General features: G+C 43.4%; 11 protein-coding genes. 8 read left to right on the top strand and 3 right to left on the bottom strand.

Features of this window, described 5'->3' with window-relative positions; genetic code table 11:
• Positions 1-3: 3 nt before the first annotated feature.
• Positions 4-447 (top strand): CopD family protein, encoded by a 444-nt coding sequence (locus tag K08M4_RS18015; RefSeq protein WP_086050884.1) that lies wholly within the window; start codon positions 4-6, stop codon positions 445-447.
• 166 nt (positions 448-613) lie between these two features.
• Here K08M4_RS18015 and K08M4_RS18020 read toward each other — a convergent pair whose 3' ends face one another.
• On the bottom strand, positions 614-1,069 hold the full coding sequence (locus tag K08M4_RS18020; protein WP_086050885.1) for a plastocyanin/azurin family copper-binding protein: 456 nt from the start codon (positions 1,067-1,069) through the stop codon (positions 614-616).
• A gap of 567 nt (positions 1,070-1,636) precedes the next feature.
• On the opposite strand from K08M4_RS18020, the gene nirB reads away from it, so the two are divergent.
• The 4 genes from nirB to cobA all read left to right on the top strand — a co-directional run bounded on the left by nirB (position 1,637) and on the right by cobA (position 6,583).
• Complete coding sequence (nirB, locus tag K08M4_RS18025) at positions 1,637-4,195, top strand: nitrite reductase large subunit NirB (RefSeq protein WP_017098594.1); 2,559 nt, start codon at positions 1,637-1,639, stop codon at positions 4,193-4,195.
• Between the two features lie 15 nt (positions 4,196-4,210).
• The gene (gene nirD / locus K08M4_RS18030) at positions 4,211-4,534 is read left to right on the top strand and encodes a nitrite reductase small subunit NirD (protein WP_009845418.1); all 324 of its coding nucleotides are present in this window, start codon (positions 4,211-4,213) and stop codon (positions 4,532-4,534) included.
• 123 nt (positions 4,535-4,657) lie between these two features.
• Positions 4,658-5,473, top strand: coding sequence for a formate/nitrite transporter family protein (locus tag K08M4_RS18035; RefSeq protein WP_086050886.1), 816 nt, complete (start codon positions 4,658-4,660; stop codon positions 5,471-5,473).
• A 333-nt stretch (positions 5,474-5,806) separates the two neighbouring features.
• Positions 5,807-6,583 carry a uroporphyrinogen-III C-methyltransferase gene (cobA, locus tag K08M4_RS18040; protein ID WP_086050887.1) on the top strand — a complete coding sequence of 259 codons (777 nt, stop codon included), beginning with the start codon at positions 5,807-5,809 and terminating at the stop codon, positions 6,581-6,583.
• An 89-nt stretch (positions 6,584-6,672) separates the two neighbouring features.
• Here the strand turns inward: cobA and K08M4_RS18045 are convergent, their stop codons facing one another.
• The gene (locus K08M4_RS18045) at positions 6,673-7,269 is read right to left on the bottom strand and encodes a DUF4174 domain-containing protein (RefSeq protein WP_086050888.1); all 597 of its coding nucleotides are present in this window, start codon (positions 7,267-7,269) and stop codon (positions 6,673-6,675) included.
• Between the two features lie 231 nt (positions 7,270-7,500).
• Here K08M4_RS18045 and K08M4_RS18050 point away from each other — a divergent pair, with 231 nt between their 5' ends.
• From K08M4_RS18050 to K08M4_RS18060, 3 genes are all read left to right on the top strand, one after another.
• The gene (locus K08M4_RS18050; RefSeq protein ID WP_009845414.1) at positions 7,501-7,974 is read left to right on the top strand and encodes a LabA-like NYN domain-containing protein; all 474 of its coding nucleotides are present in this window, start codon (positions 7,501-7,503) and stop codon (positions 7,972-7,974) included.
• A gap of 80 nt (positions 7,975-8,054) precedes the next feature.
• Positions 8,055-8,720, top strand: coding sequence for a response regulator transcription factor (locus K08M4_RS18055; protein ID WP_086050889.1), 666 nt, complete (start codon positions 8,055-8,057; stop codon positions 8,718-8,720).
• A complete protein-coding gene (locus K08M4_RS18060) occupies positions 8,717-10,102 on the top strand; it encodes a sensor histidine kinase (RefSeq protein WP_086050890.1) in 1,386 nt (461 codons plus the stop codon). The genes K08M4_RS18055 and K08M4_RS18060 overlap by 4 nt, the downstream gene beginning before the upstream one ends.
• A 224-nt stretch (positions 10,103-10,326) precedes the next feature.
• Here the strand turns inward: K08M4_RS18060 and K08M4_RS18065 are convergent, their stop codons facing one another.
• Positions 10,327-11,631: a dicarboxylate/amino acid:cation symporter gene (locus K08M4_RS18065; RefSeq protein WP_010429854.1), complete on the bottom strand. Its 1,305-nt coding sequence runs from the start codon at positions 11,629-11,631 to the stop codon at positions 10,327-10,329.
• Positions 11,632-11,997: the final 366 nt, after the last annotated feature.

An 11,997-nucleotide genomic window follows, 5' to 3' on the forward strand; every position in this document is an offset into this window, starting at 1 on the left:
TTTATGTTTGGCGTATTATTGGTTTTGCATGTATTGGCTGCCACCATTTGGACGGGAGGGCACATTATTCTCAGCGTCGTTATCCTTCCTAAAGTCTTGAAACACCGTTCTCCAGAAATGTTATTGGAATTCGAGCAAGGGTACGAAAAAGTGGGAATGCCTGCTTTGGTGATTCAAGTGGTGACCGGGTTGATGCTCGCTTATCATATGTTGCCGGACGTTAGCTTATGGTTTGATATGTCGATTCCATTGGCTCATGGCATTGCTGCTAAGTTGACGTTGCTGTCTCTGACGGTATTGCTAGCCCTAGACGCACGCTTTCGTGTGATTCCAAATCTATCGAAGGACAACTTGGTTGATATGGCACTGCACATTGTTCCTGTGACTATTATTTCAATTTTGTTTGTGGTTGTCGGAGTTTCATTCAGAACGGGGTGGCTAGTTTGATATGTTTGTACGTTTAGTGCGGAACATTTGACCATGTCTAAGTAGATAACAATAAACAGCGCTAATTCGGCGCTGTTTATTGTTACTGACTCCCGAAAACCGTTTTCAGACAGGCATTCCTATCACACATCAACAGAGAGCTGATGCTTCAAGACAGGGACAAAGGTTATTGAATTTTTTGCTCTGCTTGATCGAGCAAGCCTTGCATCTTTTTCTGAGCTCTGCGACTTACACGTTTTTTGGCCGCATTGCGAGCTTCCTCTAAGTTAACACTGGGATCACCGACAACCACAAGTGCCACCATTCCGTGTCGGTGGTGCACTTTACATTTGATTCCGTACACACCTGGCTTATCAAAAGTGACTTCCTGAGCGTTTGAACCGGATATCATAAGAGGCTTTGCGCCATCAGGAAGCATCCCTTGAATGCTATGGGCAGTATGAGAGCCAACAGTCCCTTTAAAAAGCACCTTATCCCCAGGTTCGATTTCTACGTAATCAGGAATGAATTGATACATCTTGTCGATGTTTTCAGAATTCATGTCCATCACTTGTTTGATGACTTTTGTTTCGGCAAACGCAGGAGCTGCAATAATAGATAGGATTAGTAAAAGTACGCGCATCGTATTCACTCTCTTAAATAAGAATTATTTTCAATGATGCTAATTTATTCAGAGTTTGGTTGGAAGTTGATTTTTACATCACGCATATCAATCAAAAGGGTTCTTGTGTTAGATCAAGCAAACTAACCGATGACCAAAGCTATAAACGGAGTTGATCTCGGCATTAAAAGGGCGAAAAGCTTTGTTTACATTCCGAATAGGTAGGAGTGGTTTTCACAATTACACATAGTTTTTCACGCAAACGGTGTTCTACATGTATTTATAGGCATCTATATATATTTATAAGAACCCAAATGAAAATGATTGTCATTTACTTACGTTATTGGTAACCTATTGTGAAACTTTACAACATCCCGCTAAATGCACTAAAGTGTATATAAAACCCCGCTAGACCCTATCTAAACTGTGGTTATTCGTTTGCTTTGCTCGATAATTAAGCATATCTACCTCTTTTGTTCTACCCCTTTAGGGTAGTTTGTTTTCGTAATTGATTTACATCATATTTTCATTTTCTTTCATAATTCATTATTCGCTCAGTTAAGAAATATATAACCTTCAGGAATTCTTATGAGCAAGATGAAGCTAGTCGTAATCGGTAACGGGATGGTCGGTCATCGCTATATCGAAGATTTAGTCGAGAAGACAGATGTTGCAAACATGGACATCACGGTGTTCTGTGAAGAACCACGTGTTGCGTATGACCGTGTGCACCTTTCTTCTTACTTTTCACACCACACTGCAGATGAACTTTCTTTAGTAAAAGAAGGCTTCTACGAGAAACACGGCATCAACATGCTGATCGGTGAACGTGCTATCAACGTTAACCGTGAAAAGAAAACAGTTTACTCAAGCACGGGTCGCGAAATTCAATACGACAAACTTGTTCTTGCTACTGGTTCTTTCCCGTTTGTTCCGCCAATCAAAGGCCACGAAGGTAAAGACTGTTTTGTTTACCGCACAATCGAAGATTTGAAAGCGATTGAAGCAACTGCTAAGAATTCTAAATCTGGTGTTGTAGTCGGTGGTGGTTTACTTGGTCTTGAAGCGGCTGGTGCATTGAAAGCATTAGGTGTGACGACTCACGTTGTAGAGTTTGCTCCCAAGCTTATGGCAGAGCAGCTTGATCTTGCTGGTGGTAATCAACTTCGTCAAAAAATCGAACGTATGGGCGTAAACGTTCATACAAGTAAGAACACGCTTGAAATTGCTCCTGAAGGCACTGAAGCTCGTAACGTAATGCGTTTTGCAGACGGTACAGAGCTAGAAACTGATTTCATCGTATTCTCTGCTGGTATTCGCCCACAAGACAAACTTGCTCGTCAAATGGGCCTAGGTATTGCGCCTCGCGGTGGTATCGAGATTAACGATCACTGTCAAACGACAGACAAAGATATCTACGCTATCGGTGAGTGTGCATCTTGGAACCAAACGTTCTATGGTCTAGTGGCTCCTGGTTACAAAATGGCGACCGTTGCGGTTGACCACGTTGTTGGTAACGAAAGCACATTTGAAGGTGCAGACATGTCTGCGAAGCTTAAGCTTCTTGGCGTGAAAGTAGGTTCTATCGGTGATGCTAACGGCCGCACTCCAGGTTGTAAGAGCTACGTTTACCAAAACGAAGAACAAGAAATTTACAAGCGACTAATCGTTTCTGAAGACAACAAGAAGCTGCTTGGCGCGGTAATGGTCGGTGATACGTCTGACTATGGTGATCTTCTTCAGTTAATGCTGAATGAAATCGACCTGCCAGAGCATCCAGATGCATTGATTCTTCCTGCTCACGCGGGTGCTGAAAAGCCAACACTTGGCGCTGACTCATTACCGGAAACTGCCGTTATCTGTTCTTGTTTCGACGTAACCAAAGGCAAGATCGCTCAAGCGGTCGCTGAAGGTCACCATACCATTGGTGATATCAAAGCAGTCACTGGCGCAGGTACAGGTTGTGGTGGTTGTATTCCACTTGTAACTTCTGTGCTAAACGCTGAACTTGCAAAAGCGGGTGTAGAAGTGAAGAACGACGTATGTGAGCACTTTGCTTACTCTCGCCAAGAGCTTTTCCACTTGATTCGTATCGAAGAAATCAAAACATTCGATGAGTTACTAGAGAAATACGGTAAAGGCTACGGCTGTGAAGTATGTAAGCCTCTAGCGGGTTCTATTCTTGCTTCTTGCTGGGGTGAGCACATCCTTAAGCCTGAGCTAGTGAAACTGCATGATACCAACGATAACTTCCTAGGTAACATCCAAAAAGACGGTACTTACTCTGTTATCCCTCGTATGGCAGGTGGTGAAGTAACGCCTCAAGCACTAAGCGTTCTGGCGGATGTAGCGGCTGAATACAACCTGTACACCAAGATCACAGGTGCACAGCGTATCGGTCTATTCGGTGCTCAAAAAGATGACTTACCAGCAATCTGGAAGAAGTTAGTTGCTGCGGGCTACGAAACAGGTCAAGCGTACGCGAAGGCGCTACGTATGGCTAAGACATGTGTCGGTTCAACTTGGTGTCGTTACGGCGTTCAAGATTCAGTTGGCCTAGGTGTGATGATCGAGAACCGTTACAAAGGCATCCGTACTCCTCATAAGATGAAGTTTGGTGTGTCTGGCTGTACTCGTGAGTGTGCTGAAGCTCAAGGTAAAGATTTAGGTATTATCGCGACTGACGCAGGTTGGAACATGTACGTATGTGGTAACGGTGGTATGAAACCTCGTCACGCAGACTTACTGGCAAGCGACCTAGACCAAGAAACGCTGATCAAATACATCGACCGTTTCATGATGTTCTACATCCGCACGGCTGCGCCACTACAACGTACTTCGGTATGGATGGACAACCTAGAAGGCGGTGTCGATTACCTACGTGAAGTGATTGTAGACAACAAGCTTGGCATCAATGACCAACTTGAAGCGGACGTAGCTGGCCTTGTGGGTAACTTTGCTTGTGAGTGGACTGACACTATCAACGACGAAGCTCAACTTAAGCGCTTCTCACACTTCATCAATGCTGATGACCGTGATGAAAACGTTGTGTTTGTTGACGATGGCCGTGAACAACACCGCCCAGCAACATTCACAGAAAAACACCCAGAAGCGAAGGGCGACATCCTTCACGTTGAACTGGTTTAATTGGGAGACGACATCATGGCATTTACCAAAGTTTGTAAGATCGAAGACATTATTCCAGGTACCGGTGTTTGTGCGTTGGTTGGTGGTGAGCAAGTTGCTATTTTCCGCCCAACTAAAGCCGAAGAAGTGTTCGCTATTAGTAACACTGACCCGTTTTTTCAATCAAACGTTTTATCTCGCGGTTTAACGGTTGAGCACAAAGGTGAGCTTTGGGTGGCAAGCCCACTTAAGAAGCAACGCTTTAACCTAGCAACAGGTGTGTGCATGGAAGACGAGAGCTTCAGTGTAAAAGCGTATAAAGCTCGCGTTACTAAAGGTGCTGTAGAAGTTTCAGCTTAACGGTTTGCTTAAAAAGATCTGATAGATCAAGGGTTCTAGTTATCGACATTGCCTTAATTCGGCAACTAGAACCTTTTCCTATCCGATTTCAACTTTTAATTTTAACTTTTTAAGGACAATCTTATGTCTACTGATTTTAAACCAGCAGAATTCGTTCAAACGATGATCGATGTAGGTGAAGCGAAAACCAAAACGGGTACTCGTGATCTTCTGATTCGAAGCACTATGGCTGGTATCATCCTTTCTCTTGCTGTTGTTGTGGCTATCACTACTATTGTGCAAACAGGTATCGGTATTGTTGGTGCACTTGTGTTCCCTGTGGGCTTCGTCATTTTGAGTGTGATGGGTTACGACCTAGTAACGGGTGTATTTGGTCTTGCTCCGCTTGCGAAATTCGATAACCGCCCAGGCATTACTTGGGGTCGTATCCTACGTTGTTGGGGTCTTGTTGGTCTTGGTAACCTTATCGGTTCTTTAATTGTTGCAGTGTTAGTCGCAATTTCACTTACAGGTAACTTCTCTTTAGAACCAAACGCTGTTGCTCAAAAGTTCATTGCTGTTTCTACAGGTCGTAGCCTAGGGTTTGAAAACATGGGCATGGACGGCTGGATCACATGTTTCGTGCGCGGCATCTTCTGTAACCTAATGGTTTGTCTAGGTGTGATTGGTAACATGACAGCACGTACAGTCTCTGGCCGTGTCGCAATGATGTGGTTCCCAATCTTCATCTTCTTCGCACTTGTATTTGAGCACACAGTGGTAAACATGTTCCTATTCCCACTGGGTATGATTCTTGGCGCTGACTTCGGTATCGCGACATGGTTGAACTTCAACCTTATCCCAACAATCTTAGGTAACATCGTTGGTGGCCTACTGTTAACGTGTGTTCCTCTATACCTGACTCATGCTAAAACAGCTCCTTCTCTAGGCGCGAAGTAATACGGTAAACGTAAGTTAGTATGAGATTGAAAGCCCCAACAACGTGTTTGGGGCTTTTTTAGTTTGAAAGCTGTCAGTGTATTCTCGGGCAGACAAACTCTTAGCTATCACAAACTCTTAGTTATCATAGATGGGTTGTTTGTTATTGAGCAAAGCATCCGCAATAGATTGTTTTGTTATAATTATTTCTATCTTCGTTAGTATTTAGACTGAATATTTATTTCAACACCTGATAGTCTAAGAGGTAAGGATTTTGATAAGTCATTATGAATACAGTGACTTATCACATAGATTGAAGCTTGAGATAAAACAAGCAAACCTTCGGAGCGCAGAATGTCAGAAGTATCGTCATCGAATGTTAAAGAAGTAAGCAATGGATTTGTTTCATTGGTAGGTGCAGGTCCGGGCGACCCAGACCTACTTACACTAAAAGCCGCACGAGTGATTCAACAAGCAGACGTGTTGGTTTATGACCGCTTGGTATCAAAAGATATTTTGGCGATGGCTAACCCAGAAGCAGAAATGCTGTATGTGGGTAAAAAGCTTGATCATCATTGCGTACCACAAGATCAGATCAACCAACTGTTGGTGATCAAAGCACAAGAAAACAAGCACGTTGTGCGTCTAAAAGGTGGTGACTCGTTTATCTTTGGCCGTGGTGGCGAAGAGTGCGAAACGTTGGCCGAGAATGACGTGAGATTTGAAGTGATTCCAGGCATCACAGCAGCTGCAGGCGCAACTGCTTATGCGGGCATTCCGTTGACGCACCGTGATCACGCGCAAAGCGTGCAGTTTATTACAGGTCACTTGAAGAAAGATGGCGAAGATATTGACTGGCGTTCTCTTGCTCAACACAATCACACGATCGTGTTTTACATGGGCTTGAAAGAGAGTCCGAATATTCAAAAGAATTTACTCGATAACGGTATGCGAGAAGACATGCCTGTTGCGATTATCGAAAACGGCACTCGCCAAGATCAGAAAGTGTTTCGAGGTGGGTTGCGTGACCTAGCTGACCTTGCTAGCGCTGCCAAAAGCCCGGCATTGATTGTGGTTGGAAGTGTTGCTCAGCTTCATGAAAAACTGGCTTGGTTTAACAAGCAAGCATAATCGATTGATGATCAAGCTTAGCTTGTTAGCTTGGTTGATCGTTGATCGTTGATGCTTGATGGTTAACCAAAGGCTTAGCTGACTAAGAATCAAATACTGCAGCGGCTACTCTGTCGCTGCATTTCTTGTTGGCGCATGGGCATTTCGTCAATAATATTGGTGATTAAACGCCAATCGGTTTTACCACTCCACCTGTGTTTCTCTTTCCCGTCTTTACCAATCAACACGGCAGTGTGTGAACCTTTGGGTATTCCATAACTGTTAGTCACTGCATCCAAATTAAACTCTTCAACTAACCATGCAGGCACGGTGTAGCCGCTTTCGGCGATGACCATGATAACAACGTCTCGTTCGTCCAATTGACAATTGTTAATCAAGACTTCATTGAGAAACTCTTTTACGATCGAATCTTCTGTTGGTGCGAAATAAATGACACTGCGGTGAGGCAGCGCTTTCGAATGAGAGTAGGCTGGGTAGGCGTGTAACGGGTTGACTGACAGAATCATAAACATAACCGTGCTTGTTATTAGAGCGTTCAGTGGTTTGGAAATTGCGTTTTTTATCGTTGACTTAATTATCGCTGACTTAGTTATGGCAGCGTTAGTTATCGCCGCGCAGCAACGTGTCAATACTGAGTCAAAGGTGTCGCTGCCAAGGCATGATCTGATAATTTGTTGGTACTGCATGTTCCACCTTCCTTGATAAACTCAGACAAGATCATAAGTTAATGACAACTACTTTAAGTTAACAATAGCTACGTTCAGCCAATAATAACTACGTTCAGCCAATAATAACTACGCTAAGCCAATAACAACTACGTTAAGCATAGCTAATGAGTTCATTTTTATTAAAGAAAGCGACTCGCATTTTAGAAGTGAATAGAATAGGGTATACGGAAAATCTAAAGGTATGAATTTATGGAAAACATAGCAATTTTGGTCGACGTTCAGAACGTTTACTATACAACACGCGATAAATACCGTTCTAACTTCGACTATAACCAGTTTTGGTATGTTGCCACGGAAGGACGTAACGTTGTCGAAGCCAATGCTTACGCAATCTCAAGCCAAGATCCTAAACAGCGCCAATTCCACCATATCCTTCGTGGTGTTGGTTTTAATGTGAAGCTAAAACCGTTTATTCAGCGTCGTGATGGTAGCGCCAAAGGGGATTGGGATGTCGGTATCGCGTTAGATGCGATAGAGCTTGCTGAGACGGTTGATACGATTGTTTTGGTATCAGGAGACGGTGATTTTGAAATCTTGGTAGAGCGAATCAAAGAGCGCTTTGGAAAACCTGTTGAAGTGTATGGCGTTCCTGGGTTAACAGCTCAAAATCTTATCGATTCTGCCTCAAAATTTGTACCGATTGAAAAAGATTTCCTTCTATAGATAAAATCTCGCACTTTATAATTGAAATCAATAATAACGATAATTAGAATGCAAACAGTTCTTATTTATCGGTGTGTGAAATGTCACGTGTTTTAGTTGTTGATGATGATATTCAGTTGTGTGAACTACTGGGTGAAGTATTGGAAAATGAGGGGTATCACGTTGATACCGTTCATTGCGGTGAATCCGCTCTAGAGTTTATTCAATCGAATCCTGTTGATTTGGTTTTACTCGATGTGATGCTCCCCAATTTAAGTGGTTTTCAAGTCGCAAGACGTATTTGTCAGCGTTTTGCTACTCCTATCCTTATGCTAACCGCGCTTAATGACGATGCCTCTATGCTAGATGGCTATCAAGCGGGTGCAGATCAGTACATCGCTAAGCCTTTCAATGTACCTGAACTCCTAACTCGAATTAAGGTGATCTTGCGACGAGTTGGGTTTGAGCGCCAAAGACAGTCAATGGCTTCATCAAATCAAGGCTTGTGCGAGCAACTTACCCGTTTACCTTTAACGGGCACTGAAAAAGAGCTGCTTGATTATTTGATCAAAAATGATGGCATCGTTGTTTCAAAATCTGACTTACAAGTACATGTGTTGAAAAAAGAGCTTTGCCCCTTCGATCGTAATTTAGATATGCATATCAGCAATATACGTCGAAAATTGGTGCAGGCTGGCTTATCAAAGCAACATATTAAAACTGTGCGTGGTCAAGGCTACAGCTACCTAGAGTCGGTAGGAGTATGAGTGCCAGGTTGTTACGGTGTCCTGATTTCGTTATCAAGCGTAAGGATGGCTTAACGTTTCAGCTGTTCAGTTGCCTGACCGTGATCTTAGTCAGCATACTCATCCTTCAAGGTGTTGCAGAAAGAGCGCTGATGAAAGCCTTATTGAAGGTTCCTGAGTCCGTAAAAGCTGAAATGTTGGATTTGGCTTATCAAGCTAATGTATTGATCGAAGAAGGGGACATGGATGAGCTTGCCGACTGGGGCAATGCCCAACATTATTATTTATTCATTATCGATGAAAACAACCGACCGATTACCCACCGACACATGCATCCGCATTTCGAATTTAAGTTGCAGTACCTGCGTACATTAGATCATCAACTCAGTGATCGTGTGAGTAAGCCTATCTTCGGCTTGCCACTTGATAACGGCAATACCCTCGTAATTCAACTACCAGGCCAGTTTCATCCAGCAAAGTCCTTTGCACCGTATTCCTATGCGCTGAAAGCTGTGATTGCTTTGATCGTTTTATCGCTGTTTTCCATTATTATGGCGAAAAGCCTGCAGCAGCCACTCGATCGTTTAAGGGAGGCCAGTCGAAGGCTCGCACAAGGGGACTTTTCAGTGAGTGTGGTGTCTGAATTGGATTCAACTACACGTGAATTCAATGAGCTTGCCAATGATTTTGACCATATGACCTTTGAGATTAAGTCTCTGGCTGAAAAGCAGCGTCGTTTGATTCGTGATGTCTCACATGAGCTACGAACACCGTTAGCAAGGCAGAATCTCGCACTGCATTTATTACGCAGCAAAGTCGATGAAAAAAGTATGGGTTTACTCGAACGAATGGAAAGCGAAACGGAAGAGATGAATAAGCTGGTGGGTGAAATTCTTGAATTCAGCCGCCTAGAAACCTCTCGTTATGATTCTAAGTTAACTCCAATGCATTTAGAGCATTATTGCTCGATGCTGATTGCGCAGTTACAAAACGACTTAAAGCCTAATCAAACTCTGATTTGTGATTTGGAAATCGCGACATCAATGGTCAATGTTGATGAGAGACTACTCTTAAGAGTGATAAGCAACATTATTGGAAATGCGATTAAATACGCAGGGGACGATGCGAATATTGTCGTTAAGACCTACGGGCAGGTCAGTGATATACGTTATAGTGTCATTTCTGTGGAGGATGATGGTGAAGGGATTCCAGAGAACAAGCTTGCCGATATTTTTGATCCGTTTACTCGCATCGAGTCAGCTCGAGATAAACAATCTGGTGGTTACGGTCTTGGGCTCGCGATCGTCAAGGAAGCCATGGGAGTGATGAATGGGCATGTTACCGCTGAGAACAGAGAAGGTGGGGGGCTGAGAGTGAATCTTATGTTTCCAATCGTAGGTTAGCTTCCTGCTGTTATCTGTCGTGCTCCATATATAACTATGACTGAAAGCGTGCTGAGAAACATTGCTGAGAAATATAGCTAAGTAATATAGGTTAAAAACATAGCCCAATAAAAAACGCCACTGCATCAGCAGTGGCGTTTTTGTTTTTGCGCTTTGCATTATCAGCTAAGGCACAGCCATTAATTGCGCCTTGGCTTGAAAGTAAGAGCACCAGAGAAGCTAGATTATGCCTGTTGGCGTGCTAGCTTTACTTCTTCTTCTTTCTCACCGGCTGCTGGGTCATTGAAGCGAGCTTCGTCAAAAGAACCTTCAGACTTCGCCACAATGATAGTTACGGCGCTATCACCTGTGATGTTTACTGCGGTACGAATCATATCAAGAAGACGGTCAACACCCATGATTAGAGCGATACCTTCAAGCGGTAGACCAACTTGGTTCAATACCATTGCTAGCATAACAAGACCAACACCAGGAACACCTGCAGTACCAACAGACGCCAATGTCGCTGTTAGGATAACCATCAAGTAGTCACCCATAGTAAGGTCAATGTTGTAGGCTTGGGCGATAAACGCCGTTGCAACTCCCTGCATGATAGCAGTACCGTCCATGTTGACAGTTGCGCCTAGTGGAACTGTGAACGAAGCGACTTTGTTGTCTACGCCCATGCGGTTTTTAGCCGTTTCCATTGTCACTGGAATCGTTGCGTTTGAAGATGCAGTTGAGAATGCAAACATGATTGCATCTTCCATCTTACGTAGGAACGTAATTGGGCTAAGGCCAGTGAATCCTTTAAGCATCGCACTGTAAGTTACCAAACCGTGTAACAGCAGGGTACCAGCAAGCACTAAGAAGTATTCTGCAAGGTTCCAGATAGCGCCCAAGCCAAGGCCTGAGAACAGTTTAGCCATCAAGAAGAACACGCCGTAAGGAGCAAGGTTCATCAGCAGCGCAACCAGCTTCATGATTACTTCGTTCAAATCAGAGAAAACCGCAGCGATACGCTCACCGGGTTTACCTGCAGCACTGATCGCGATACCAAACAATACTGCAAATACGATAACTTGTAGCGTTTTGCCCTCAGCCATCGCCTGAATAGGGTTGGTCGGGAACATATCGATGATGACTTGTCCCAAAGAAGGGGCATCCGCTGATTTGAAAGAACTCGCCGCCGTAAGATCCGCACCAGCCCCTGGTTGGAACAGGTTACCGATAGTCAGTGCTAGAGTGATAGCAACGGCTGTAGTACCGATATAAAGTGCAAGCGTTTTGCCCCCCATACGGCCAAGAGTTGATAAGTCTTTAAGAGAGCTTGTGCCGCACACCAGTGAAACGAAGACGAGTGGCACAACAAGCATTTTTAAACTGGCGACAAAGATCTGTCCGCCTACTTCAAAGAGTCCGTTAACGATGTAGTTGTTAACAAATCCGCTGTCTGCAAAAAGGGATTGAATGGCAAATCCCGTGAATATACCTACGACCATACCGAGGATTACTCGGCCAGTCAGAGACATAGGTTTCTTGGTATTCATTTAGAACACTCCTTATTATTTATAACTTTGATACCTTTCCAAAGTGAGCAGGAGATTAGCAGTCGGTTGATTAAATCAAAAAACAAAAAATGAATTTGGGATTACAGATGTGATCATAATCACTGATAATTGTTCAAATAAAACAAAATAAAACAAAACAATTCACCAATTATTTACATCTATCGAGTGTTTTATACAAAAATCCGTCATTCATAAGGTATTAAATAAGATAAGAAGATTTTGTTATAGATGTCTGCTCATTACATTGATTGTGCAAATGGCGGTGTTTCAAAAAATTTGGCGCAGAGAACCGATTTTTAATTCAAGTGCTCGTTAAATAACTGTATTGAATTGGTTTCTTTTAAC

It is taken from the genome of Vibrio syngnathi, assembly GCF_002119525.1.
Lineage (GTDB): Bacteria > Pseudomonadota > Gammaproteobacteria > Enterobacterales > Vibrionaceae > Vibrio > Vibrio syngnathi.